Here is a 26,002-nt window from a genome sequence, read left to right on the forward strand (position 1 = left end):
GCCTTGTTAATTCAGATTATTTCCTTCAATTTTGCTGGCAATATCCGCAAATCCAGGCGAGCCGCAGGCTCGCTGGCCGAAGGCCCATCATAAAACGCACACCGGGGATGGGGTACTTTTGGTAGAAACCATCACCGGTATGCCAAATCTCGACCTTTTAAAATGGGCTTATTCAATTTCCTTACGCAAGAAATAGCCATGGACTTGGGTACCGCCAATACCCTGATCATACATAACGATGAAATTGTGGTGAATGAACCGAGTATCGTTGCTCTGGATCGCAATAACCCCAAGAACGTGCTGGCCGTCGGCAAACGCGCCCTGATGATGCACGAAAAAACCCACGAGAGCATTCGCACCGTTCGCCCCCTGAAAGACGGCGTTATCGCCGACTTCAACGCGGCCGAACTCATGATACGGGAGATGATCAAGATGATCTATCCCAAAAAACCGCTGTTCCCCCCCAGCTGGCGGATGATGATCTGCATCCCCTCCAGCATCACCGAAGTGGAGAAAAGAGCCGTCCGCGACAGCGCCGAGCAGGCCGGGGCGAAGGAAGTATACCTCATCCACGAACCGATGGCCGCCGCCCTGGGTATCGGCATCGACGTAGAAGAACCCGTCGGCAACATGATCATCGACATCGGTGGCGGAACCACCGGTATCACCGTCATCGCCCTCGCCGGTATCGTCTGCGACCAGTCCATCCGGATCGCCGGCGACGAATTCACCGCCGACATCATGGAAGCCCTCCGCCGCTATCACTCCCTGTTGATCGGCGAACGTACCGCCGAACAGATCAAGATCCAGATCGGCGCCGCCCTCAAAGACCTCGACAACCCCCCGGATGACATCCCCGTCAACGGCCGTGACCTGGTCACCGGTATCCCCAAACAGATCATGGTCTCCTACCAGGAGATCGCCGAAGCCCTCGATAAGAGCATCTTCAAGATAGAGGAAGCCATCCTCAAGGCCCTGGAAACGACGCCGCCTGAGCTGGCCGGCGATATCTACCGCCGCGGTCTTTATCTAACCGGCGGAGGCGCCTTGCTGCGCGGCCTCGACAAACGCCTCAGCCAGAAGATAAAGTTACCCGTGCATATAGCCGATGATCCCCTGAAAAGCGTGGTCCGCGGTACCGGCATCGCCCTGAAGAATTACGACCGGTATCCTTTTGTTATGAGGTAATGCGATAAATCATCTGAGCCGATGCGTAACGTATTTCTCTTCATCAGAAGGCATTTCAACTTCCTCTTCTTCCTGGTGTTGCAGATAATCGCCCTGTCCTTTCTTTTTCGCTTTAACAAGTTCCATGAAGCAGCCTTTCTCAATGTCAGTACGGAGATCACCGGCCGTTTTTACCAACGGTACAATAACATCGAATACTATTTCCAGCTAAAGAAGACCAACGAATCCCTCGTTCAGGAAAACCTCCGCCTTCGCCAGCAGCTCAAGGAGAATTTCGAAGCCCCCGACTCCGCCCGCCGCCTGATCCATGACACCCTCAAGGTGGATTCCCATACCGTGATCAAATACATGCTCATGGAGGCGAAAGTGGTCAACAATTCCACGACCCTGCAGGCCAACTACCTCACCATCCACCGTGGCTTCGACCAGGGCGTCCGACCCAATATGGGGGTCACCGGACCCCAGGGTATCGTCGGTTCCGTCGTCAACGTCAGCAAGAACTTCGCCACCGTCCAAAGCATGCTCCACTACCAGTTCAGACACGTGGCCAAGCTAAAGCGCAGCAATGAGACAGGTACCATAGAATGGGACGGCGTAAGCCCCCTGTACGTAACGCTAAAAAATATTCCAAAGAGCGCGAAGGTCGAAAAAGGCGATACGGTCCTGACAACGCAGCTTTCCAAGATCTTTCCCGCAAACCTGATGGTAGGCACCATCGCCGAGATCATCCCCGACAACTCCTCCTCTTTTTACACGCTGAAAGTAAAAACGGCCACCAATTTCAGCAATATCGAATATGTATATGTGATTGATAACCTTCAGGCCGACGAACAAAAAATGCTGGAGGATTCGACCCGCAAAAAGAACCAATGAGCGAGCTGCTGAAAAATACGATCCGGTTTATCCTCTTCATCCTGGTACAGGTGTTCATCCTTTTCAAGATGCCGCCCCTGCACCGTTTCATCGCCCCCTACCTGTACTACCTCTTTATTCTCTGGCTGCCGTTCAGCCTGTCAAGGACCTCCCTCACCTTCATCGGCTTCTTTTTCGGACTCTGCCTCGACTATTTTACCAAGACCCCCGGCCTCCACGCCGCCGCCTGCACACTCATCGCCTACGTCCGCCCCTTCGTTATTGGGTTGCTGATCTCCCAGGAAGGCGCCGACAAGAACTATATCTCTCCTTCCATCGTCAGCATGGGCTGGGCGCCTTACGCCACCTATGTGCTCGTACTGACCCTCCTGCACCATTCCTACCTCGTCCTGCTGCAATGGCTCCAGTTCGGCAGTCTCATGTTCTTCCTCGGAACGGTGATCGCCTCCTCCGCCGTCAGCCTTGTGCTGATCCTGTTGACCGAGCTCCTTTTCTTCCGGAAACAAAAGTTCAGGACCAATACGATCTAATCGAAGTTTAGCGTTTTTGTGTAACTTCGGGGAGCAAACCAATATGCCTGTATTTAATCAATCGCGCAGCAATATAATCCGGCTCATATTCGCCGGAATGTTCCTGATCATCATCGCCCAGCTATTTCATCTTCAGATCGTTTCCAAGAAATACAAACAGCAGGCCCAGGAGAATGCACTTTTCCGAAAAAGCGTTTACCCTACCCGCGGCATCATCTACGATCGCAAGGGCAAGGCCATCCTCAACAATACCATATTATACGACCTGATGGTCACCCCGGCCCAGGTAAAGAATATCGACACCGGCTATTTCTGCCAGCTGGTCGGCATCGACACCGCCGAATTCCGCCGCCGCGTCCTCGACGCCCGGGTCAAGAACGGCCCCTTCCGCCCCACTACTTTCGAAGACCTCCTGCCCCCGGAGATGTATGCCCGAATGGAGGAAAATATCTGGAAATTCCCCGGCTTCAACCTGCAGGAACGTCCCGTCCGCGTCTATCCCTATAATGCAGCCGCCCATATCATGGGCTACGTCGGCGAGGTCGACTCCGCAATCCTGCGCCGCAGCAACAACTTCTATCAACTGGGGGACTATGTCGGCCGCACCGGTCTCGAACAGTCCTATGAGAAAGTGCTGATGGGACAACGCGGGATCGAATTCTGGATCAAGGACAACAAGAACCGGCTTGTGGGCCGATACCAGGACAAGAGCCTCGATACCCCCGCCATTGCCGGAAAGAACCTCCACACCTACCTGGATATCGAACTGCAGCAGCTGGCCGAACGCCTCCTCTTTGGGAAGACGGGCGCCGTCGTGGCCATCGAGCCTTCTTCAGGCGGCATCCTCACCATGGCCTCCGGTCCCAGCTTCGACCCCAACTCATTGACAGGCCCGGACAAACAAGCCAACTATGCCCGGCTGGTGCTCGACGCTTCAGGCCCCTTGCTCAACCGCGCCATCAAAGGACAATATCAACCCGGTTCCACATACAAGCCCCTGGGGGCGCTTATCGGCCTGGACGAGAACGTCATCACCCCCCAAAGCGGCATTTATTGCGTGGGCCATTACGACGCCTGCTCCCCCAAGATCGTTAAATGCCTGGAGACCTGGGCCGGCCATTCCGCCAACCTTCGTCTGTCCATCGCTCACTCGTGCAATTCTTTTTTTTGCAACGCCTTCCGCCTCGAGGTCGATAATCCCCAATTCCACAGCCACCGCATCGGGCTGATGAAGTGGAAGGAATACTGTAACGCCTTCGGCCTCGGACACCGCCTCGGCGTGGATCTTCCGAGCGAAGACGGCGGAAATATCCCCGACACTGCGGCGTATGACAAAGATTACAAACGGTCCTGGAATTCCTGCTCGATGGTCACCATGGGCATCGGTCAGGATAAGATGCTCGTCACGCCGCTGCAGATGGCCAACGCGATGTGCATCGTCGCCAACAAAGGGTTCTACTATACCCCTCACTTCGTAAAAAGCATCGAAGGCGCACCCGAAGACGACACGCTTCTCAGCCGCTTTCATGTGAAGCACGAGCCGGTAAGCCATATCTCCGATGCGGCTTTTGAAGTGGTCCACAGCGGGATGCAGGATGTGGTGGAGATCGGTACCGCCAAGACGGCCCGTGTCCCGGGAATCGATATGTGCGCCAAAACGGGTACAGCCGAGAACAAACGGCTCATTGACGGCCGCATCGTCAAGCTCAACAACCACTCGGTGTTCGTTTGTTTCGCACCCCGCGAAAGCCCGAAGATCGCCGTCGCCGTCGTAGTTGAGAATGGCGGCTATGGCGCCGCCCAGGCCGGACAGATCGCCTCCCTTCTCGTCGAAAAATACCTCAATGACACCATCTCCACAGCGCGGCTTGCCCTGGAAGATGAAATGACCAATCGTAACCTGATGCCGGGCTATCTCGTCCGGGCGCAGTTTAAGGACGACTCCACCCGCGCTGCCTTGTGGGCCGCGCAGTCCGGCGACAGCACCCGGTGGTTGAAATACCAGACACCCGCTTTCCGGAACATGATGCTCGACTCCACCTACGGTTCGAAGAGCCCGTTGTATCAGGCCCTGCACAAGCCCTCTCCATATAAGAGCGCCCTCGCTGAACGCCTGGCCAAACAAAAGGCGCAGGCCGCCGCCGCGACGATCGGCCTGGATACGGCAATTAAGGCAAGTGCAGGTAAGTCGCCGGGCGACACCAACCGGCAACGAACGCCCAGACCACAACGCCCGGACTCCGGCGCCACCCCACCCGTGCACAGGCCCCAGCCAAAGGCCGATTCATTCTCCAACAAACAAAAAGATTCAACCCCCGCAAGATGAGCCAGAGAAATCCCTCCATATCAAAAGGTGTCGACTGGTCCCTGGTCTGGATCTGGTTTATCCTTTGCGCCATCGGGATCACCAGCATCTTTGCCGCCTCCTATCACGACGGGGACAACGTTATCCAGGGCTTTATCTCTCTGAAGAATGACTATAGCCGTCAATCGCTGTTCTTCGTGTTGTCGGGCATCGTAGGCACCTTTATCCTCCTCACCGACAGCAAATTCTTCACCGCCACGGCCAACCTCGGGTATGCCCTCGGCATCTTCCTGCTGCTGCTGGTCTTCCCCTTCCACTCGCGCGTGAGAGGGACGGAGTCCATCATCAAATTCGGCAGCGCCTTCAGCTTGCAACCCGCCGATCTCTGTAAGCTCTTTGTAAATCTTGCTCTCGCAAAATACCTTTCCAGGGTAGAGACGAATTTTACCCGCCCGCGCTCGCAGCTTATCGCCGCGGTGATCGCGCTGGTCCCGGCCATGTTCAGCATCATGCAGCACGAGATGGGTCTGTCGCTGGTCTACTTTTCCTTTTTCCTGGTCATGTTCCGCGAAGGTTTGCCGCCTTCGGTGCTGATCATCGGCTTCTCCTTCTCCGTACTGGTCGTCGCTACCCTCCTGCTCGAGCCGAATACCCTGGCATTGATCCTTACCGGCGTCGCATTGACGGCTATCTACTTCCTGCGCAAGCTCATCAAGCGCAATCGCAGCGTCCTGTTCCTTATCGCCGGTATCTGGTTCGTCTGCGTCGGCGTTCAGCGATTTGTCGTTCCTTTCGCCTTCAAGCATGTGTTCAAGCCTTATCAGGTCAAACGGATCTACGATGCCATCGGCAAGGATTATGTGCCGGAAAGCCAGGCGGAAGAGGCCGCATTGGAGAGCGAACAGCGAAGAAGCGGAAAGAAGTCGGATGATAACTACAATGTCAAGCAGAGCAAGATCGCCATCGGCAGCGGCGGCTTTATCGGCAAAGGCCTGCTCAAAGGCACCCAGACCCGCTATGACTTCGTGCCACAACAAAAGACGGACTTCATATTTTGTACGATTGGCGAGGGCTTCGGCTTTTTTGGAAGCGTCCTCTTCCTCGGCATCTATATCGTTCTGCTGATGCGCATCGTGTCCATTGCGGAGCGACAGCGAAGCGTCTTCAGCCGGTGTTATGCCTATGGTGTAGCCAGCGTTCTCTTCTTCCATATCGTCATCAATGTCTGTATGACCGTAGGGTTGGCGCCCGTGATCGGCATCCCGCTGCCCTTCATCAGCTATGGAGGCACGTCCCTGCTCACCTTCAGCGTGATGCTGTTTATCCTGGTCCGCCTGGACGCCGACCGGCAAATGGTGCTTCGTTAGTACCTTTGCACCGCAGCAAATTCCGAATCAAATGCAAGTCATTCCACTGTCAGAAGGGGCCTTTACGATAGACAAAACAAAAAAGTTCATTCCCTTTGACCTCGATTCCGACGATCTTCAGCAGCGTCCCACCGGCAGCCTGCTCGTCGAAGTGCAACCTTTCGCCATCGTCACCACGGAAGATATCCTCGTCCTGGATACCGGGCTGGGATTCGAACAGAATGGCGAACTGCAGATCCATCGCAACCTCCGGAATGCCGGTATCGATCCCGCGGCCGTCACCAAAGTTCTGATGAGCCATCTGCATAAGGATCATGCCGGCGGAATCGCCGGCGACTGCGGCGATGGGACGGCAAAAAGCACACTCTCGTTCCCCAACGCAATGTACTATATACAAAGGCGCGAGCTGGAATATGCCTTTGAGAAGGGACCCTCCTCCTACATCACCGGCGAGCTCGGGTGTCTCAAAACTTCCAGCCAGGTGATGTTTCTCGATGGCGACGGCGTGATCGATGGCTATATAAAATATGCCGTAACGGGAGCGCACTGTCCCTTTCACCAGGCATTCTGGATCGTCGATGGCGGCGAGACCGTCTTCTTCGGCGGCGACGTAGCACCGCAGTTGCAACAAATGAAAAGCCGATTCGTCGCAAAGTATGATTATGATGGAAAGAAAGCAATGGAGCTTCGGCAGCAATGGTCGGAGCAGGGACAACGCGAAGGATGGACCTTCTTGTTCTATCATGATGTGAAAACGCCGACTTTCAGCGCCCGCTGAGATCCGCGCCCCGCGCGGGCCACATTAAAATGAGATTAGAATGGGATTGACGCTAAAGACTGTCCTTGTCGGACATGGGGCCATAGGCCCCATTAAAAAAGGCCTGCCCTGGAAAGAGCCGGCCGTTGCTAACCTATGAAAAACACCAGGTTCAAATATCGTATTTCAGGAAACGTCTCATAAAATTTTTCGGCGAATTGGGCAAATGTTGGGGTAAGCAATTCAATTGCTCATAGGTCAGTTGCCCGGAGGGAAACGGCGGCCCTGCATCCTTCTTCTGTCGGCTTCACGTTGGATCAATCTGTTGAAATCCTCCTCGGCGCGGAAAAAGTCGTTGATCTTCCCCGGTGAGATGGCCTTTAGAAATTCAACACTGTATTTTTTCTGGACGGCCACAAGACCCTCGTGCAATCCAAGCTCATTCCGGTCGACCCGGTATTGATTGTACACCTGCCTTTTTTCGTTGGTGTAATATCTGTAAATAGGCCAGAATTTTTGCGCTTCCTCCGGCGTCAGGTTAAGCCGGCGGGTGATGAAGCCGATCTTATAGCTTTCAAGAAGCCCGGCTCCAGGTTGTTGTCCCGGCTGCCCGGGCTGTCCTTGGGGGAATGCGGATGGGGTCAGCCAGCAGAGGATCACCAATACGGAAAATATCTTTTTCATTGTTGCTGCTAATTCGTTGCAATATCAACTGCCCCTCCATGTTCATCCATATATTGCTTCAGATCTCCATCGGGTATATCCGCGAGTAATGAATTTACTTCGCCGTCGTTAAAGTCCAGCGCCGCGATATTGGCCGCCGACTGTTCTACAGGAGTGTCATCGTCTACATGGGTATCCGCCAGAAAGCTTTGCAGCTCCTGGTCGCTCACCTTGGGAAGACTAACCACCACATTTTCGGCAGGCTTCACGGGATGGGTGCCACCGGTTACCTGCAACCGAAGCCAGCCGATCGTCAGGATCAGCCCGGCCACAACGGCGGCCGCCGAGTATTGCCACAGCCGCGTCCTTCTGCCGCCAAAGGCGACAACCTTCGCCGGCTTCTTCACGAGCCCGGCCTCTTCTTCCCGGCTCTCGGCCACCTTCTCTTCTATCCCGACCGGCAACTGATGAAAATATTCTTCCGGAACAGTATAGGGGTTCAATTCTTTGGCAATGGCCAGGATCGGCGAAACCTCCTCCAGATATCCTTCCGGCATCCGGTACGTTTCCTTTGACCGCAATTGCGCCAAGAGGGGCGAAAGCCCACTCAATTCCTGCCCTGCCGTCTCTGGAAGCGGATTTGAGGGCGCAAATCCCACGGGAACGCCGGCCTCCGCTTTGATCTTCGCCAGCACACCCGCGGCAAAACTCTCGAAAAAACCATCTGGCACATTGAAAACCAATGGCTTATGATTGGTTTTGACCCGGATCAGCACTCGCTCGCATAAATCCGTAAAATAGTCATCCGCGACCCGGTAAGTGGTTTCGCGGCTGATCGTGGCGACAAACTCACTCACCGACCTCAATTCTTCCAATATGTCATTCTTCACGTTCATCTATTTTCAGACCCAATCCATTAACCGAAGTTTAATGATTGAGGATGTAATCCTCTATTTTTTTGACGGCATGATGATAGGAGGCCTTGAGCGCACCTTCCGAGGTGTCCAGCACCCGGCTCATCTCCTCGTAGGGCATCTCGTCATAATAGCGTAAGGTAAACACAATTCGCTGTTTCTCCGGCAGTTGCTGGATAGCCAGCTGCAGCTTCCACTCCAGTTTGTTCGGGTCGAAATGCTTGTCGGCGATCACCTTGTTGCTCAGCCCCGACTCCATTTCATCAAGGGAAAGGGCGGACTTCCGCTTCTGCTGCTCGAGATAGCTCAGGCACTCGTTGGTAGCGATCCGGTAAAGCCAGGTATACAACTGACTGTCCTCCCGGAAATTCTCCAATCCGTTCCAAACACGTATAAACACATTTTGCAATACGTCGTTGGCGTCTTCATGTTCCACTACCATCCGCCGGATATGCCAATACAGCTTTTCCTGGTACTTCCTGATGATGGCGGTAAACGCGCGCTCTTTGGTCTCAGGATTCCGGAATTGCAGAAGCAGCTCGGTATCTTGGATGGTCACTATACTATTTGTTTTTTCTTGCGATTACCTTTTCTGCGGCGGCAACGATATTGGGGGAATCCAGGCCATACTTCTTCAAAAGCTCATCCGGGGTGCCGCTTTCTCCAAACGTATCCATAGTGCCGACATATTCGATGGGCATCGGGGTATTCCGGGCCAGGGTTTGTGCGACGGCATCACCCATACCACCGATGATATTATGCTCTTCGGCAGTGACCACGCATTTCGTCTTTGCCACGGACTTCAGGATCGCGGCAGTGTCGAGCGGCTTGATCGTATGCAGGTTGATCACTTCGGCAGAGATACCCTTTTGCTCGAGGACCTTTGCCGCTTCGATCGCCTTCCAGACGAGATGACCACAGGCGAAGATCGAAACATCGGTGCCTTCGTTGAGCACCTGCGCCTTGCCGATCTCGAACGGCATGCCGCTGGTAAAGATCGGCCATACGGGACGGCCAAAACGCAGGTAAACGGGACCCTGGTAGTCGGCGACGGCCATCGTAGCGGCCTTGGTCTGCGCATAGTCGCAGGGAACGATCACCGTCATGCCCGGCAACATCTTCATAAGGCCGATGTCTTCCAGGATCTGGTGGGTCGCGCCGTCTTCGCCGAGCGTCACACCGGCATGCGATGCGCATATCTTGACATTCTTCCCCGAGTAGGCAACAGACTGGCGGATCTGGTCATAGACCCGGCCGGTGGAGAAGTTGGCAAAAGTGGTCGTGAAAGGGATATGTCCGCCAATGGTGAGACCTGCGGCAATGCCGATCATGTTGGCTTCCGCGATCCCAACCTGCACAAAGCGTTCGGGGAATTCCTTGATGAAAGCCTGCAGCTTCATCGAGCCGGCCAGATCGGCGGTGAGGGCTACAATGTTAGCGTTCTTCCGTGCTGCTTCTACAATACCGTCTCCAAATCCGCTGCGTGTGTCCTTCTGTCCTGTTACCTGAATATCTTTTAACATTGTCGTTGGTTTTAATCCTTACAAAGTAAAGGCAAAATCGCCATTTTCCAAGGCTATACTAGTTGAACTTGGAAAACTTTCCATTGTAGAATTTCTCGTCCGCTTTCAGCTTCTGCTCCCATTTCCAGGCCGTGGACATCATATCTTCGAGACTGAACTCAGTGGTCCATCCCAACTGCCGCCGGGCGAGGTCGTTATTCGCATAGATCGCGATCACATCACCCGGACGACGGGGCCCGATCTGGTAGTTCAGCTTTACGCCGCTGACCTTCTCGAAGGCCTTGATCGCCTCCAGCACCGTCACCCCGTTACCGGTGCCGAGATTGTACACCTCCGCACTTTTCGTGTTCTTTTTATCGATCATGTACTGCAGCGCCAGGGTATGGGCATGGGCGATATCGCTGACATGTATAAAGTCGCGGATACAGGAACCGTCCCGGGTGGGATAGTCATCGCCGAACACGGTCATCATCGGCAGCTTGCCGATCGCCGTCTGCGTGATGGCCGGAACAAGATTGGCCGGCTTCCCGATAGGCATCTCGCCGATCAGGATGCTCGGATGGGCGCCGACCGGGTTGAAATAACGCAGCAGGATACTCTTGGTCCGCGTCGCCGATTTGCAGAACTCGTTGATCATCTGCTCGCCCATTTGTTTGGTATAACCATAGGGCGACTCGGCCGGCTTTGGCGGCGTCTGCTCCGTTACCGGGATGACATCGGGGTTGCCGTATACCGTACAGGACGAGGAGAAGACGAAATGCGGGACCTCGAATTCCTGCGCCACCTTCAACAGGTTGATCAGGGAAACGAGATTGTTCTCGAAATACATCAGGGGATGTTCGACCGATTCCCCAACGGCCTTATAAGCGGCGAAGTGAATGATGCCGGCGATGTTCTCATTCTCCTGGAAGATCGCGCAGGTGTCATCATAATTGCAGAGATCAACCTTGTAATTCTTGATCTTCTTTCCCGTTATCTTCTCCACTCCCTCGAGGATACGCGGGGAGGAACGGACATTGTTGTCGACGCAAATTACTTCAAATCCACTGGCTATAAGGTCGACGAGGGTGTGTGAACCGATAAAACCGCATCCGCCGGTGACAAGGATCTTCTCCATAGTAGCAAAAGGCAATTTATTTTTTATGAATTGATCAGATTGATAAGATATTGACCATATCCGCTTTTCAACAAGGGCTGCGCGATCTTCTCCACCTGCGCCTTATCGATAAAGCCTTTGCGGTACGCGATCTCTTCGATACAGGCGATCTTGATGCCCTGCCGCTGCTCGATCACCTGGACGAATTGCGAGGCCTGCATCAGCGAATCGAAGGTGCCCGTGTCCAGCCAGGCCGTTCCGCGGTCGAGGATCGATACCGTCAGCTGCCCCCGGCGCAGGTATTCCCTGTTGACGTCGGTTATTTCATATTCGCCGCGGGGCGACGGCTTCAGCCGCGCCGCGATCTCAACAACGGAATTGTCATAGAAGTATAGCCCCGGAACCGCATAGTTACTCTTGGGTTTGGCCGGCTTCTCTTCTATGGAGATAGCCTTGTTGCTGGCATCGAACTCAACAACCCCATACCGCTCCGGATCGCTGACCTGGTAGGCATACACGATGCCGCCGTTGGGCCGGGTATTCTTCTCCAGCTGCTTGCCAAGCCCCGCGCCATAGAAGATATTGTCACCCAGCACAAGGGCCACCGGATCCTTGCCGATAAAATCCTTGCCGATGACAAAGGCCTGCGCCAGCCCATTGGGCAACGGCTGCTCGGCATACGAAAAGCTAAGCCCAAGCTGCGACCCGTCACCGAATAATTTTCGGAACAGGGGCAGATCATGCGGAGTGGAAATGATCAGGATCTCTTTTATCCCTGCCAGCATCAGGGTGGACAGCGGGTAATAGATCATCGGCTTGTCATACACCGGCATGATCTGTTTGCTGATGGCATAGGTTATCGGATGCAGACGCGTACCGGATCCTCCTGCGAGAATAATTCCTTTCATATTTCGAAGACAGGTTTTGAAAATCCTCGAAAGATAGGAAGTTTTGGGCAACTACCGGAACAAACTAACGATAAAATAAACAACCGCGGCCAACACGGCGCTTACCGGGATCGTCAGTACCCAGGCCCAAAGCAGGTTGATCGTCACCCCCCATCGCACCGCAGAAAGCCGCTTGGTGGCGCCGACGCCGATGATCGATCCGGTGATGGTATGGGTCGTGCTGACCGGGATCCCGAGCTTGTCGGAAAGGAACAGGGTTACGGCGCCGGCCGTTTCCGCACTGACCCCTTCCAACGGCGTAACTTTCGTGATCCGCGTTCCCATCGTCTTCACTATCTTCCAACCCCCGCTCAGCGTACCCAATGCAATCGCGCTAAAACTCGCCAGGGGTACCCACATATTGGCGTCAATAAATTGTCTGAATGACATTTCATGACCCAGCGACTTATTATACCAGATCATCGCCGCACCGATGATGCCCATCACCTTCTGGGCATCGTTGCTGCCATGGCCCAGGCTGAGCAGCCCCGAGGAAAGCAGCTGCAACCGGCGGAACCAATTGTCGGCCCGGTAGGGATTGGCCCGGCGGCAGATATTCAATATCAGCAACGTAATAACGAACGCCACCACCATCCCGATAAACGGCGCGACGAAAATGAACAGGAATGTCGGGACCACCTTCGCATAGTTGATGACATCCACCCCATTGCGGTGAAAGGCCCCCGCATGCGCAAGGGCCGCCCCCATAAACCCGCCGAGCAGGGTATGGGACGAACTGGACGGAATGCCGAACCACCAGGTAAGAAGATTCCAGCAAATAGCCGCGATAAGTCCCGAAAAGATGACCTCCAGGTTGATGAAATCCCTGTTGACGCTGCTCGCAATGGTATTGCCGATCTTGAACTCCTTAAGAACGTAGCGGGCAATAAAGAATGCCGCAAAATTGAACAACGCCGCCCACAACACAGCCTGGAACGGCGTCAGCACCTTGGTCGAAACGATGGTGGCAATGGAATTGGCCGCATCGTGAAAACCGTTGATATAGTCGAAGACGAGGGCCAGTACGATGATGACAACCAGGAAGGACATAGGGCTCAGGCGTATTTGATGATGATCGATTCGATGACGTTCGCAGCATCTTCACACTTGTCGGTTACGATCTCCATCACCTGGTAGATCTCCCGCTTCTTGATCACCTCTTTAGCGTCCGGCTCGGACTCGAAAAGGCGTTCGATGCTGAGATCGAATATATCATCCGCCTGATTTTCAATACTGTTCACCTTGACAAGGGCATCGGTTATCTTCCTCATATCCCGCATGTTCCGCAGCTCCTTCACGGCACATTGGATCTGCGCCGTCCCCTGCTCGATAAGGTCAGCCAGTTTCTGGATACCCGTATCCTGCGGATTGACCTTATAAAAGTTGATCTTCTTTACAGCCGCGTAGATATAATCGCAGATATCGTCCAGGCTGCTGGCCAGGTAATGGATATCCTCGCGGTCGAACGGGGTGATGAAATTACGGCCCAGCTCCGTGAAGACCCGGTGGGTAAGATCGTCATTGACATGCTCCTGGTCTTCCACCCGGGACGTAATGACACCCCGCTTATCGAAGTCGGGCTCGGCCACCGCCTCCTTCATCAGCTTGCCCATCCGGGCCACGCCATCGGCTACTTCTTCGAACAAGGAATAGAAAACCCGGTCTTTAGGGGTGAATAGCCGGAGAAAGGACTGAAAGGCCATGCAAAAAATTTGCGCAAAAATAGTCCTTTTAGGCCAATGTAGGCACAAAAGGCCAGTTGGCCGAGGTAGGCCTTTTGCGCCCACCCGTTAATGTCGGGCCTTCGGCCGGGCCGCATTCCGCGGCTCCTTATTTGACGGCCAGCTCATCCACCGGCCTCGCAACCGGCAATCGGATCGCCTTCCCGGGCGGATGACCCGGGGCCGGCGGATCGCCAAGCAAGGTAGCCATGGTCGCAGCAAGCTGCTTTTGATACACCTGCCCCCTGCTGCGGATCTCTCCTTCCGCCTGTATCCCAGGACCTAATACCGCCATCCAGATCTCGCTCGACCCCTGGGCCCAAAGCCCATGGGTAGTCCATTTATTGGGCTTCCATCCGCGACCATGATCGGTCGTGATAAGAAAGGTAGTGCTGTCCTTATAATATGGATCGGTCTGCACTTCGTACCAGAGATCGGCGATCATCCGGTCAATGTCGGCCGCCTGCTGCAGATAGAGGTCGTACCGCCCGCCATGCGCACACTCATCGGTTTCCCCAAACCCCAGGTAAAGAACGGAAGGATGGTGCTGCCGCATATACTCCCTGGCGGTGCAAAACGTAAGGTAGTCATGGCGGGTCTTGGTTGGATGCATGGTCGCCATTACACTGTCGATAAGCCCGGCTTCCTCGTTACCACTCTCCCCCAACGCCTCATACCCGCTGTTCACCGGCAAGCCACTCCGTTGTTCATTTAAGATATAAGGGAACACGCTCCAGGAGGTAAAGACCGCCACCTTCCCATGATAGTCGGAGGACTTGTTGAGATATTCCAGTACGTTGACATGCTTGTTGTTGACGCGGAGATTGGGACTGGTGATCGCATCGGTATGCCCCGTGAAGATCTCATTGTATCCCGGGTACGAGATTCTCATCCAGTTGCGCACATTCATCTTGTTCCCGTAAAGGCGGTTGCCATAAAGCCTGCCGCGTTCCGCCAGCGTTCCCCAGAAGAAGGGAAGCAGCTTCTTGCGGCGTACTTCGGCCGAGCTATCCCAATACATTTCCCGGGCAAGCGCCGTATCGCGTACATATTCGGGGTTGCCGACCAGCAGGGGGTCGGCTCCGGTGAAGACTTCCTGCCAGCGAAAGCCGTCGATAGTAATGATGAAGAGGTGTTTCGTCCGGGCAGCAGGTTGAGCCGTCGCGGAGAGACACAATGCTCCCGCAAGTAACAATAGGATACACTTCATTTTAATGGGTTTGTCAAAATTAGCGCGCCGGTATGACCCCATGTTTATGGAAAGATTAACTTATGGTTACCCCTCTGCCGGCCCCTGTTTTGCATCTCGGTCATCGTATATATTTGTGTATATGCCCTTCTTACATTGGTTGGAAAATTGGGATAGGATCCTGTTCGTGCTCATACAGCGCGATTCGGATAGTGCCGTACTCGATACCATTATGCCGATCGTCCGGGAGCCGCTCACGTGGGTGCCCTTTTATGCGTTCATGCTCTACTATGCCTTCCGTGCGGGCAGGCAAAAGGCCTGGGCCTTCATTCTGCTCAGCATCGTCGCCTTCGCCATCACCGACAGCCTCACGGCCCAGATACTCAAACCGCTGTTCGAACGGCCCCGCCCTTGTCATGACCCCGAAATGCAGAACTACCTGCACGGGCTTGTCGACTGCGGCGGACTGTATTCGATGCCCTCCAACCACGCGGCCAATCATTTTGCCCTCGCCACCTTCTGGTATTTCTCCATCCGTGCCATCAACGGCCGCACATGGCCCTGGCTCTGGCTATGGGCCGCGCTGGTCTGCTATGCACAGGTCTACGTGGGGAAACATTACCCCGGCGACATCCTCGTTGGGGCGATCGTTGGGACACTAACGGGATGGGGTATCTCCCGCCTCTTCGTGTATTGGGAACACCGCCAGGCCCAGCGCCTGTCCCTCCGCAAGCGGAAAACATCCTATATTTGACGCAAAGGTGAACTTCACTTGATCATCGAACCCAACCCATCCAACTGGGAGACCTGGCTTCAAAAATGGTTCCTCCCGCTGTTGATCCCTGCCATCCTGGTAAATGCCGGCGGCCTCCTCATTCCCATTCTCGAACCCGACGGCTCCCTGTACGCCACCATCGCCAAAAGCATCGCCCGGACGGGCGACTTCGTCAATCTCCGCGTCGACGGAAAAGACTGGCTCGATAAACCTCATTTCCCGTTCTGGATGGCCGCGCTGAGCTTTCGCCTCCTGGGCGTCAACGCCTTCGCCTACAAATTCCCCGCCCTCCTCTTCTGGGCCGCCGGCGGCTGGTATACCTGGCGCCTGGCGCTCTCCCTGTACGGAAAGACGGTCGCCCAATTGTCCGTCCTTATCTATGTGTCGGCTGCCCATCTCGTCATCTCCAACAACGACGTCCGCGCCGAACCGTATCTCACCGGGCTCATCATCGGCTCGGTATATCATTTCTATCGCGCTTCCCGAACCCGGCCTGGTATCCATCTCGTTGCCGGATCCCTGCTCGCAGGTTGCGCCTGCATGACAAAGGGCCCCTTTGTACTGATCACCATCGGCGCCGGTTTCGTCCTCGATTGGTCCTCGGGGAAAGAATGGGAGCAGTTCCGCAACCCACGCTGGTGGATCGCCATTGCACTGACCGCCCTCTTTACGCTTCCCGAGATCTATTGTCTCTACCTGCAATTCGATCTTCACCCCGAAAAATTGGTTTTCGGCAGGACCGGCGTATCGGGCATCCGCTTCTTTTTCTGGGACAGCCAGTTCGGCCGCTTCTTCAACACCGGTCCCATCAAGGGCAGCGGCGATCCCTTCTTTTATTTTCATACCGTACTCTGGGCTTTTCTACCCTGGAGCCTGCTGCTCTACGCGGCCATCGTCCAGAAATGCAGACGCCGCCGGGCCTTCCCCGGCGATCTCCTCTGTCTGGGGGCCGCGCTCGCCAGTTTTATCGTCTTCTCGCTGTCGAGGTTCCAGCTGCCGCACTATCTGAATATTCTGTTCCCCTTCTTTTCCATCCTGACCGCAGCCTGGCTGTATAGTGTCCGCCGCCGTGGGTCGCAACAGGCGATCCGCATCGCCCAGAACGCCATCGCCATCCTGCTGCCCATCCTGCTGCTGGCCTTGTGCTGGCTCTTCCACTTCAACGGTTGGGTCTCGATCATGACGGCGATCGGCTTGCTGGCCATCGCACCCTTCCTTCTTTTCCGCCGCCCGCCGTTGCCGGCATCCATTGTTCACAGCTTCTGGATGGCGCTGCTGGTCTTCTGCTTTGTGAATTTCATCCTCTACCCGGCGATCCTGCAGTACCAGGCCGGAACGGTCGCCGGTCACTACCTGCGCGATATGCCGCCGCCGGCACAACCCGTCTACCTGTTACAGGAAGCGCCCGTGGATTATTCCTTCGAATTCGACTGCCCTCATCCCGTGGAACGTATCCCCATCGACAGCCTTGCCACCCGCCTCAGGCAAACCGGCGCTGCCCCACAGCCCGCCCTCGTCTTTGCACCCACAAGCTTTGCCGACACACTGGAACGACACGGTTATCGCGCAACGCCCCTGCACTCCTTCCCCAATTTCCACATCAGCCAGCTGACAGGAAGATTCGCCGACTATCGCACCCGCACCTCCGTACTCACGCAATGGTCGCTATTGCGTGTTCGGAAATAATCGTATCTTGTAGGGTCTGCTGCGGGCAGGCCCTTCAATTTATGAAGACACCGTTGATACAGCAATGCCAGCGATTTATGGTAAAGGCCATCATTGCCCTGGCCGGATTGCTGGCCGTCACCCCGCAGATCTCCTACAAATTCTTCCTCTGCGCCAATCTGCCCGCCGGCGCCTTTAAGGCGCATCACCGGGCGCCACATGTGGCCCAGGTCCGTGACGCCGGCAGCGGCAGCCGGCTGGCCCACGAGCGGCACCACCGTCTAAGCATCGACAAGCGATACACCGCCAAGCATTTGTTCGCTTTGCCATCCATCGCGTTCGCTCTGACCGAACAACCTTTACCTTCGGTAAGCCCGGTGCTGCCCCGCCCACTGGGGTCATCCGACCCCCTGCTGGTTGCCCACCGCCTCAGGGGCCCGCCTGCATGGTCCACACTTTCTCCTGCTGTTTAGATCATCGGCGCCGCTGCATCGCCACGCGGCAGGGCGTCAATTTGGACCAACAACAAACTGTCAGTTAATGCGAATCCTTGTCATCGGGGCCGACCGGGAAAAAGTCGGTCTGCTCGCCAAAGATCTCAGGCAACACCGGTATCCTGTCGATCTTGCCTTTGAGACATCCACCGGAAAATATCTGTTCGAAAAAGGTGCATACCATTTGATCATCGTATATCATGGCTGTCCGACACCCGACAGCCGTGAATTGTGCCGCATGGTCCGGGCCTCCGGCGGATCGGCCCTCTTACTGATGCTGGCCAGTCCCGGTGAGTGCAGCGTATTCGAAGCCTATTCGGCAGGGGCCGACTGTTATCTCGCGCTTCCCGCCGAAAGCCGGGAGATCGTTGCCCGGGTCAACGCCCTGGCCAGGCGATCCGATGGCCAGCCCCGCCCCGGCAGCCGCATTACGGCCGGAGACCTCGTCATGGACCTCGATAGCAAAGAGGTCAATCTCCGGGGCAAACCTATCAATGTCACCGCCAGCGAATTCCGCATCCTTCAGTTCATGATGGAACATAAGAACCGGATCGTGTCCCGCGAAGAGCTTGCCGATGTGATCTGGGGAACGCGCAAGCCCGACGGAGCGAGGCGACTCCCGGTTCACATGAACAACCTTCGGGGTAAGCTTGCCAAGGGCGCCTATGACAGCTCCGGGATATATACGGTTTCCCGGCGGGGATATTTAATGGTAGACAATAATGAATAGACAAAAAACGATAAAACAAAAAATGAAGATCTCGACTGTAAACGACATCGAAGGCATCCGCGGCGAGCTTTTTCACATGATCCTGTTCTCGATGGCCTGGGCGATGATGGGCGAATACATCATCGACTTCACCGACTTTGCCATGGGCGTGATCCTGACGCTGATCTGTGTAGTCTTTTTGGCGCTGTATTCCATCCGCCTCTACGACCTCGAAGGAGAGCTCGAGGAACTGGGCCGGATCAGTTTCTATAGCGACCAGGGAGAAAAAAGGCGCGACCGCTCCTATGCCCTGATCCTCCTCTTCGAAGGCATAGCAGTGCTGGTATCCTGGTCGATCCTCCTGAAATATGGCCATGACAACTGGGTCATACCCGCTTTTGCCCTCATCGCCGGTCTGCATTTCATCCCGCTCGCACGCCTGATCCGCCAGACCTCCTACTACTATCTCGGGGTTTGGATATCCCTGCTTGCCGTAGTCTGCTATTGGCTCTTCATGTCCGGGCGGATAGACGACCGGCTGGCCAATACAGTCATCGCGTATGGCTGCGCCGCCGGATCGGTGCTGGACGGCATCGCCATCATCTTCCGCGCGCGGCGGCAGCTACAGTCATAGGAGAGGGATCACATCCACCGGTCGAGGATCTTCTCCAGCAGGCACCACTTCGTAATGGACGACTGCAGCAGATTGGCGCCCACGAAAACGGCAAGCCAGATCCAATTGGAATTGACGGTCAGTGCGAGGATGGTCCCGGTCAGTACGAGTGTGCCGGCAACGGCCCGGATGATCCTTTCTTTCATGGTGTATTGAGTTTAATGTGAGTGATCGGCCACCGGCAGGATAAAAGCCCTGAGGGGAAAGCCGGTGGAATGTTGTTGATTGTAATCCCGGATAAGGGCCATGGCGGTATCGGCCTCCTGTTGACCCGTAAAGCTGAAAACGCACACGGAATCGAACACGCCGGACCCCGCAGCAAACCAGTCCGCCGAGAGATCGGCGGGCTGGTCTGTTTTGAACCCGGTGGTCCCGGTGACGCTGTAGACGGGTATCGCGGCCCGCCTGAGCAGAGCGGCAATGTCGGGAAGATACTCTTTGAGACCGGTGATGAAAAGCATGTTCATATGCGAATGATTTATTTTTTGGCGTATTTCTTCTTGAGCATTTTGTGATACAGCAGGGGTACGACCAGCAACGTCAGGAAAGTGGAGGTTATCGTACCACCCATCAGCGAGATAGCCAGCCCCTGGAAGATCGGGTCGAAAAGAATGATGACCGCACCCAGCACGACGGCCCCGGCCGTGAGCAATATCGGCATCGTCCGGACGGCCCCGGCTTCGACCACCGCCTGGTCGAGAGGAATTCCTTCCCGTAACCGGATATCGATGAAGTCGATGAGCAACACGGAATTGCGCACCATTACACCCGCCAGGGCGATAAAGCCGATCATCGATGTGGCGGTAAAGAAGGCGCCCAGCAGCCAGTGGCCTGCCACGATGCCGATCAGCGACAGGGGGATTGCGGCCAGCATGATAAGCGGCACCGTGAAATTCTGGAACCAGCCGACGATCAGCATGTAGATGATCACGATGACCGCGGCAAAAGCGATCCCCAGGTCGCGGAACACTTCAAAGGTTATCTGCCACTCGCCATCCCATTTGAGCGAAAAATTATCGGTCTCGTCCGGCTGATGGGTGTATTCCTCCTTCAGGCTGTAGCCGGCCGGCAGGTGAAGGGTCTTCAGGCTGTCGGATATCTTCATCATGGCATAGGACGGACTCTCCAGTTGACCGGCCATATCGGCAAGCACATATACCACCCGCTTCTGGTTCTTCCGGTAGATACTCTTCGGAGAGACGGTCCGCGTGACGTTGACGAGATCGCTGACCGGAATGGCATTGCCTTGCCGGTTGATGACGCGGAGGTTGCGCAGATCCTCCACCGTAGCGCGTTCGGCGTCGCTGAGATGCAGAACTATCGGAACAGGCTCCACCGACCGGGGCAGATGCAGGATCCCCGCCGTGGTGCCGCGTAACGCTCCGGAGATCATCTCCGTCACCTGCGCCGGCGCCACCCCGTACCGCATCGCCTTTTCCCTGTCCACTTCGAAATGATATTGAGGCTCGTCATCTTCTACCATCCAGTCGACGTCCACGACGTCGGATGTATGCCGGATGATCTCTTTTACCTGTCGGGCGACCGCGATCTGCTGATCGTAGTCGGGGCCGTAGACCTCGGCCACCATCGTCGATAGCACCGGAGGACCCGGCGGCACTTCCACGATCTTCGCATTCGCATTGTACCGGGCGGCAATGGCCTGTATTCCCGGCCGCATCGCTTTGGCTATGGCATGACTTTGTTCATGCCTGTCCTCCTTCCCGACAAGATTTACCTGTATATCGGCGACATTGTTTCCCCGGCGGAGGTCGTAATGCCGGACCAGCCCGTTGAAGCTGATGGGACCCGCAGTGCCGATATATCCTTCATAATTCCGTACAAAGGGCCGCCCGGCAATATAAGCGGCGATGTCCTGCGTAACAGCTTCAGTGCGCTCCAGCGGGGTGCCTTCGGGCATGTCGATCACCACCTGGAACTCGTTCTTATTGTCGAACGGCAGCATCTTGACGGCCACCGTTTTCGTGTAGAACAGACTCAGGGATCCCAGCAAAAGCACCACCGTCCCAAAAATAAATGCATACCGCTTCCAGCGTCTGTCGAGCAGGGGTTTCATAAAGGCGAGATAAAGACGATGGATGCGGGTAGGCTCCGAACCATGAGCATGACCGGTCGAACCGGGGCTCCCCTTCTCCTTTTCCCGCAAAAAGATATATCCCAGGTAGGGCGTCAGGGTCAGCGCCACCACGAGAGAAAGAAGCATCGCGATCGATGCGCCGATCGGCATCGGGCTCATGTACGGGCCCATCAGGCCGCTTACAAAGGCCATCGGCAGAACGGCTGCAATGACGGTAAAGGTTGCCAGGATCGTAGGATTGCCCACCTCGTTGATCGCATAGATCGCTGCCTGTAACGGCGGCAGCCGCTTCATCCGGAAATGCCGGTGCATATTCTCGGCGATAATGATGGAATCGTCAACCACGATGCCTGTGATGAAGACCAGGGCGAAAAGGGTGATCCGATTCAGGGTATAATGCAACAGGTAATAGCTGAACAGCGTCAGCGCAAATGTGACGGGCACCGAGAGAAAGACCACCAGGCCACCCCGCCAGCCCATGGCCAGCATGACGAATAAGGTTACCGCCACGATAGCGATGAAAAGATGCAGCAGCAGTTCGGACACTTTTTCCGAGGCGGTCTGACCATAGTTGCGGGTAATGGTAAGCTGCACGTCGGAAGGAATGACCTGCTTTTTAAGGTTGTCCGTCTTACGAAGGATCGCATCGGCGAGCTGCATGGCGTCGGCCCCCTTGCGCTTCGCGATCGAGAGCGTGACGGCCGGATAGACGCCCGATGCCAACCTCCGCGCCGTATCGGCGGACCCATAACCGAAGAAAACATATTGCGAGGGCGTCGAAGGCCCATCGGCGATGCTGGCCACCTGTCGCAGATAGACAGGTTGCTGACCGCTCATCCCCACTACCAGGTTGCCGACCTCGGAGGCTTCGCCGAGGAATTTTCCCGTCTCCACGGCATACGCCGTATCCTGGTTGATAAGGGTCCCGGACTCCGACCGGACATTGGCAGCCTGCAGCTGGCGGACGATCGCCGCAAGATCGAGACGATAATCCGCCAATTTATTCCTGTTGGGAATCACCGTCAACTCCCGGCTCCGGCCTCCCGTTATCCCGACGTCCGCGACATCACCGATGGTCTTGATCTGCCCCGCAACAACCTCCGCGGTCTGCCGCAGGGAATAGTCGCTTTCCTTGTCGCTCCAAAACGTCAGGGCAAGCACGGGAACATCGTCGATGGCCCGGGTCTTCACAAGCGGCATCGTGGCGCCTGGCGGCATCCGGTCCATATTCTTCATCAATTCGTTATACAGCTTGACCATCGACCGCTCGACATCCTCCCCGACATAGAACTGGACGATAAGCATGGCCTGCCCCTGCATCGAGGTGGAATACACATATTCCACACCCTTGATGTTCGAGATCATTTTCTCCAGCGGCCGGCTGACACGTGCTTCCACTTCAGTTGGCGCGGCGCCCGGGTAACCGACAAAGACGTCGGCCATCGGCACCTGTATCTGTGGCTCTTCTTCCCTGGGGATCAGCATCGTACTGTATGCGCCGATCAACAGGAAGGCTATCATCAACAGGATGGTGAGCTTGGATTGCAGAAAGGCCCTGGCTATTTTGCCGGAAATTCCGTCTTGCATGATAAAAGGGTATTTCGTTTGATCGATAAATTATTTTTTCCGTATCGGTGCGCCGTTGTAAAGCTTCCCGTCCGCCTGAAGCACGAAAGGTTCGTTCGCGGCAAGGCCCGAAAGCACCTCCACCTCGTCGCCATAGGTCCTGCCGGTACGTATCCATCGAAGAAGAGCGGTATTCGCATTGCTCGGGACAAACAGGCCCGTCAGCTGATCGTTGTGAACAAGAGCAGAAGAAGGGACCAGGACGGAGACCCCGGCCGGACTCTTCCCCGGGGCCGGGAAGACGAGATTGACATACATGCCCGCATACAAATTTTTTTGCGCCGCAGGCGGCAGGCTGATCTTTACCGGGTACTGCCCTCCCGTGGCGATCGAACTGGCGCCTACCTCCGAAACGACACCCTCCGTGGCCAGGTCCGCCGCATTTACCGTGATGCGGACCTTCTGGCCCCGCCGGATGGCGGCCACTTCATCTTCGGCCACCGTCGCCGTCACCTGCAGGACGCCGGCCTGCTCTACCGTCAGCAAGGGTGCGCCGGGCGAAGCCAGGCTTCCTTCGTCGGCGGCCTTCGCGGTGACGACACCGTCGAACGGCGCCGTCAGCCTCGTATACGCCATCGAGGCGTCTGCTTCCTTGCGGGCCTCCCGGGCGGCGGCAAGATTGGCGGCCGCTCCCTTATAGCGAAGCGTGGCATTGTCCAGCTCGCTGGCTGTAGCGCTGCCCCTGGAATAAAGACTGGTATACCGGGCAAGATCTTTCTGAGCATTATCGGCCGCCGCCGTCGCGGCAGCGATCTGTGCATCCGCCTGTGCCTTTCTGGCGTCCAGGTCCTGTCCGCTGATCGTAGCAAGCAGCTGTCCCTGCCGCACCTTATCGCCGACCTTGACAAAAACGCGGGTGATCGTCCCCATCACCCGGGTGGCCATCGTTGCCGATCGCAACGCCTCCACCCGGCCGGCGGCGGCAATGCCGCCAATGCGGTTCCCGGAAGCCATCCCTACCGTCACCGGCACCGGAGACTGCGACACCCCTCTGTCGTCTGATGGGGCCGGCGATGAACAACTCTCCAGCAACAAGGTCAGGACCAGCGCAGGGAGGATAAAAAATTTGACTATTGCTTTCATGTGATTGTTTTTAATCTTTGACGCCGGTGCCGGCGACGGTGAGGAATCGGATATAGGCGACTGCCGTATTGTACGCGTAGACGGCACGGACCAGGGCCAGTTGCTGGGTTTCCAGCTGATCCTGGGCAAGGAGGACATCGGTATTGCCGGTCATCCCCTGTTCGTACCGGTCCCGAAGAATGCGAAGGGACTCTTTTGCAGCCTCGATGGCCGTGGAAGATTCCTTCATGGCATATCGGGCGTCGTCCTGCTGGCGCAACGCTCTCCGAAGTTGCAGGTCGGCCTCTTCCCGCTGGCCGGCAAGCTCGGATACCATCTTATCCCGCACCAATCGCTGGGTAGCCACTTTGTTGCGGACACTGTTGCCTTTGAAAATATCCCAGGAGAGCTGCACTCCGGCCAGGTAGGCATGGGCGCCGAACCCCAGCATCCGGCTGTCATTATATTGCCAGGACCCGAAGGCGTTCAGCCGTGGAAGGGAAGACATGCGGGTACTTTCGATTCCCTTGTCGGCAGCCTCGATGGCCTTTTGCATCGCGGCAAGATCGGCGCGGCCGGTGGGCACGCTGTCCCTCCCGCCACTAAACGCCATTCCTCCCGCGACGCCCGCGCTTACATCCTCACTCTCCGGGATGCCCGACGGCCGCAGCTCTTCAGGTACGCGGTACCGCTGTCCGGCCGGCTGACCCATCAGCAACGCCAGCATATCGGACGCATTCCGGACGCCGCTCCGGGCCTCCGCCAGCCTGCTGCGGATCGCCGCGACCCGCACTGCCGCATTGGATTCGTCGGCACGGCTAAGCATCCCCTGCGTCACCCGGTCGGAAATGAATCGGTGGAAACTATCGGCTATGGACAACGAGGATTCAAGGACACGCACCGCCGCCTCCGCCAACTGCAATCCCATATAAGCCTGCCGCACCTGGAACTCGAGCCCCTCCCTGGTCCGCTGTGTTCGGAACCGGTATACTTCAATAGCAGCTTCCGCACTCTTACGCTGATATAGCAGATCGGCATTGAAGATCGGCTGCCTCACATCCAGGCTGGTGAGGAAATTTGGCGTCCCACCGGGATGATTCAAATGGGAAGGATCGAAATCCGCGGCCGTTATCGAGCTTTCCTGCAGCTTGAAACCAAACGCATTCAAGGGATTGTTGGTGCTCATCGCCGAATAGGAGACGGCAACCTGCGGCAGGAAAATAGCCTCCGTTTCGCGGTATCGCGCCCCGGCGGTCTTTTCTTCGAGGACTGCCTGGCTCAACTGCCGGTTGCCTGCCAGGGCGGCACGGACAGCCTCTTCCTGCGTTAACAAGGTCGCACTGTCACCCATACGCGGGTTACTGCCACGCTCCTGAGCGACCGCACGGCCAAACGACAAAGGCAGAACCAATACCGCGAGCAACCTCAAAACAAAAGCGATCGGTGGTTTGCACATGACTTACTATTTTTGGATCTTTTGATTCAGAAAATCCCAGGGGCCTCCGTTGTACACTTCGATGCCGGCAGCCTCCAGCATAGTCCGGGCCGCATCACTCCGCGCGCCACTACGGCAGCAGGTGATCACCGGCTTGTTCTCCTTCCTAAGGTGGGAAATGTTCTTTTCGAGCAGGTTAAGGGGAATATTCACGGCTCCCTTCACGTGCCCGCTGCGAAATTCTTCGGGCGTCCGGACATCGAGGATGATGGCGCCCCTTTCATAGACGTCTCTCAGATCGTCGGACTTGCCGAAAAGACGGTTGAACAGAATTGACATGTGCTATCGATTTTGATAGCGCAAAACTATTCTGTCTCCGCCCGCCGTTTCGTGAC

At 56.0% G+C, this 26,002-nt stretch carries 26 protein-coding genes; 11 read left to right on the top strand and 15 right to left on the bottom strand.

What is annotated here, in order from left to right; genetic code table 11:
- Positions 1-162: 162 nt before the first annotated feature.
- From VHE34_RS27615 to VHE34_RS27640, 6 genes are read left to right on the top strand one after another with little or no spacing between them, the layout of a single operon-like run.
- The gene (locus VHE34_RS27615) at positions 163-1,188 is read left to right on the top strand and encodes a rod shape-determining protein (protein WP_188933768.1); all 1,026 of its coding nucleotides are present in this window, start codon (positions 163-165) and stop codon (positions 1,186-1,188) included.
- 21 nt (positions 1,189-1,209) lie between these two features.
- Positions 1,210-2,061, top strand: a complete 852-nt coding sequence (gene mreC, locus VHE34_RS27620) for a rod shape-determining protein MreC (protein WP_325594097.1) — start codon at positions 1,210-1,212, stop codon at positions 2,059-2,061.
- The gene (locus VHE34_RS27625) at positions 2,058-2,591 is read left to right on the top strand and encodes a rod shape-determining protein MreD (RefSeq protein WP_325594099.1); all 534 of its coding nucleotides are present in this window, start codon (positions 2,058-2,060) and stop codon (positions 2,589-2,591) included. The genes mreC and VHE34_RS27625 overlap by 4 nt, the downstream gene beginning before the upstream one ends.
- A gap of 43 nt (positions 2,592-2,634) precedes the next feature.
- Positions 2,635-4,917, top strand: a complete 2,283-nt coding sequence (gene mrdA / locus VHE34_RS27630) for a penicillin-binding protein 2 (protein ID WP_325594101.1) — start codon at positions 2,635-2,637, stop codon at positions 4,915-4,917.
- Positions 4,914-6,263, top strand: a complete 1,350-nt coding sequence (gene rodA, locus VHE34_RS27635) for a rod shape-determining protein RodA (RefSeq protein ID WP_325594103.1) — start codon at positions 4,914-4,916, stop codon at positions 6,261-6,263. Before mrdA ends, rodA begins: the two co-directional genes overlap by 4 nt.
- Before the next feature lie 31 nt (positions 6,264-6,294).
- On the top strand, positions 6,295-7,041 hold the full coding sequence (locus tag VHE34_RS27640) for an MBL fold metallo-hydrolase (protein ID WP_325594105.1): 747 nt from the start codon (positions 6,295-6,297) through the stop codon (positions 7,039-7,041).
- 237 nt (positions 7,042-7,278) lie between these two features.
- On the opposite strand, the gene VHE34_RS27645 is transcribed toward VHE34_RS27640, so the two are convergent.
- The 9 genes from VHE34_RS27645 to VHE34_RS27685 all read right to left on the bottom strand — a co-directional run bounded on the left by VHE34_RS27645 (position 7,279) and on the right by VHE34_RS27685 (position 15,094).
- Positions 7,279-7,704 carry a hypothetical protein gene (locus VHE34_RS27645; protein ID WP_325594107.1) on the bottom strand — a complete coding sequence of 142 codons (426 nt, stop codon included), beginning with the start codon at positions 7,702-7,704 and terminating at the stop codon, positions 7,279-7,281.
- An 8-nt stretch (positions 7,705-7,712) separates the two neighbouring features.
- The gene (locus VHE34_RS27650; protein WP_325594109.1) at positions 7,713-8,573 is read right to left on the bottom strand and encodes a hypothetical protein; all 861 of its coding nucleotides are present in this window, start codon (positions 8,571-8,573) and stop codon (positions 7,713-7,715) included.
- 37 nt (positions 8,574-8,610) lie between these two features.
- Positions 8,611-9,156 (bottom strand): sigma-70 family RNA polymerase sigma factor, encoded by a 546-nt coding sequence (locus tag VHE34_RS27655; RefSeq protein WP_325594111.1) that lies wholly within the window; start codon positions 9,154-9,156, stop codon positions 8,611-8,613.
- Between the two features lie 4 nt (positions 9,157-9,160).
- Positions 9,161-10,120, bottom strand: a complete 960-nt coding sequence (locus VHE34_RS27660) for a transketolase family protein (protein WP_325594113.1) — start codon at positions 10,118-10,120, stop codon at positions 9,161-9,163.
- 58 nt (positions 10,121-10,178) lie between these two features.
- Positions 10,179-11,237 (bottom strand): UDP-glucose 4-epimerase GalE, encoded by a 1,059-nt coding sequence (galE, locus tag VHE34_RS27665; RefSeq protein ID WP_325594115.1) that lies wholly within the window; start codon positions 11,235-11,237, stop codon positions 10,179-10,181.
- Positions 11,238-11,260: 23 nt separating this feature from the next.
- On the bottom strand, positions 11,261-12,124 hold the full coding sequence (rfbA, locus tag VHE34_RS27670; protein WP_325594117.1) for a glucose-1-phosphate thymidylyltransferase RfbA: 864 nt from the start codon (positions 12,122-12,124) through the stop codon (positions 11,261-11,263).
- 51 nt (positions 12,125-12,175) lie between these two features.
- Entirely contained in the window at positions 12,176-13,213 is a 1,038-nt protein-coding gene (locus tag VHE34_RS27675; RefSeq protein ID WP_325594119.1) for an inorganic phosphate transporter, read from the bottom strand.
- 5 nt (positions 13,214-13,218) lie between these two features.
- Positions 13,219-13,866 carry a DUF47 domain-containing protein gene (locus tag VHE34_RS27680; RefSeq protein WP_325594121.1) on the bottom strand — a complete coding sequence of 216 codons (648 nt, stop codon included), beginning with the start codon at positions 13,864-13,866 and terminating at the stop codon, positions 13,219-13,221.
- Between the two features lie 127 nt (positions 13,867-13,993).
- The gene (locus VHE34_RS27685) at positions 13,994-15,094 is read right to left on the bottom strand and encodes a hypothetical protein (protein WP_325594123.1); all 1,101 of its coding nucleotides are present in this window, start codon (positions 15,092-15,094) and stop codon (positions 13,994-13,996) included.
- Positions 15,095-15,215: 121 nt separating this feature from the next.
- Here VHE34_RS27685 and VHE34_RS27690 point away from each other — a divergent pair, with 121 nt between their 5' ends.
- The 5 genes from VHE34_RS27690 (at position 15,216) to VHE34_RS27710 (ending at position 19,350) form a co-directional block, all read left to right on the top strand.
- Positions 15,216-15,827 carry a phosphatase PAP2 family protein gene (locus tag VHE34_RS27690; RefSeq protein ID WP_325594125.1) on the top strand — a complete coding sequence of 204 codons (612 nt, stop codon included), beginning with the start codon at positions 15,216-15,218 and terminating at the stop codon, positions 15,825-15,827.
- Between the two features lie 18 nt (positions 15,828-15,845).
- Positions 15,846-17,534 carry an ArnT family glycosyltransferase gene (locus VHE34_RS27695; RefSeq protein WP_325594127.1) on the top strand — a complete coding sequence of 563 codons (1,689 nt, stop codon included), beginning with the start codon at positions 15,846-15,848 and terminating at the stop codon, positions 17,532-17,534.
- A 41-nt stretch (positions 17,535-17,575) separates the two neighbouring features.
- Positions 17,576-17,986, top strand: coding sequence for a hypothetical protein (locus tag VHE34_RS27700; RefSeq protein ID WP_325594129.1), 411 nt, complete (start codon positions 17,576-17,578; stop codon positions 17,984-17,986).
- 67 nt (positions 17,987-18,053) lie between these two features.
- The gene (locus tag VHE34_RS27705) at positions 18,054-18,737 is read left to right on the top strand and encodes a response regulator transcription factor (RefSeq protein ID WP_325594131.1); all 684 of its coding nucleotides are present in this window, start codon (positions 18,054-18,056) and stop codon (positions 18,735-18,737) included.
- Between the two features lie 22 nt (positions 18,738-18,759).
- Positions 18,760-19,350, top strand: coding sequence for a DUF7010 family protein (locus VHE34_RS27710; RefSeq protein ID WP_325594133.1), 591 nt, complete (start codon positions 18,760-18,762; stop codon positions 19,348-19,350).
- An 8-nt stretch (positions 19,351-19,358) separates the two neighbouring features.
- Here the strand turns inward: VHE34_RS27710 and VHE34_RS27715 are convergent, their stop codons facing one another.
- The 6 genes from VHE34_RS27715 to VHE34_RS27740 are packed head-to-tail and all read right to left on the bottom strand — an operon-like array spanning position 19,359 to position 25,946.
- A complete protein-coding gene (locus VHE34_RS27715; RefSeq protein ID WP_325594135.1) occupies positions 19,359-19,535 on the bottom strand; it encodes a DUF2892 domain-containing protein in 177 nt (58 codons plus the stop codon).
- A gap of 12 nt (positions 19,536-19,547) precedes the next feature.
- Positions 19,548-19,856, bottom strand: a complete 309-nt coding sequence (locus VHE34_RS27720) for a hypothetical protein (RefSeq protein ID WP_325594137.1) — start codon at positions 19,854-19,856, stop codon at positions 19,548-19,550.
- Positions 19,857-19,867: 11 nt separating this feature from the next.
- Positions 19,868-23,071 carry an efflux RND transporter permease subunit gene (locus tag VHE34_RS27725; RefSeq protein WP_325594139.1) on the bottom strand — a complete coding sequence of 1,068 codons (3,204 nt, stop codon included), beginning with the start codon at positions 23,069-23,071 and terminating at the stop codon, positions 19,868-19,870.
- 30 nt (positions 23,072-23,101) lie between these two features.
- Positions 23,102-24,193, bottom strand: coding sequence for an efflux RND transporter periplasmic adaptor subunit (locus VHE34_RS27730; protein ID WP_325594142.1), 1,092 nt, complete (start codon positions 24,191-24,193; stop codon positions 23,102-23,104).
- Positions 24,194-24,203: 10 nt separating this feature from the next.
- Complete coding sequence (locus VHE34_RS27735; protein ID WP_325594144.1) at positions 24,204-25,628, bottom strand: TolC family protein; 1,425 nt, start codon at positions 25,626-25,628, stop codon at positions 24,204-24,206.
- A 6-nt stretch (positions 25,629-25,634) separates the two neighbouring features.
- Positions 25,635-25,946, bottom strand: coding sequence for a rhodanese-like domain-containing protein (locus VHE34_RS27740; protein ID WP_325594146.1), 312 nt, complete (start codon positions 25,944-25,946; stop codon positions 25,635-25,637).
- Between the last annotated feature and the right edge of the window lie 56 nt (positions 25,947-26,002).

This window comes from Puia sp. (assembly GCF_035546395.1).
Classification (GTDB): Bacteria; Bacteroidota; Bacteroidia; order Chitinophagales; family Chitinophagaceae; genus Puia.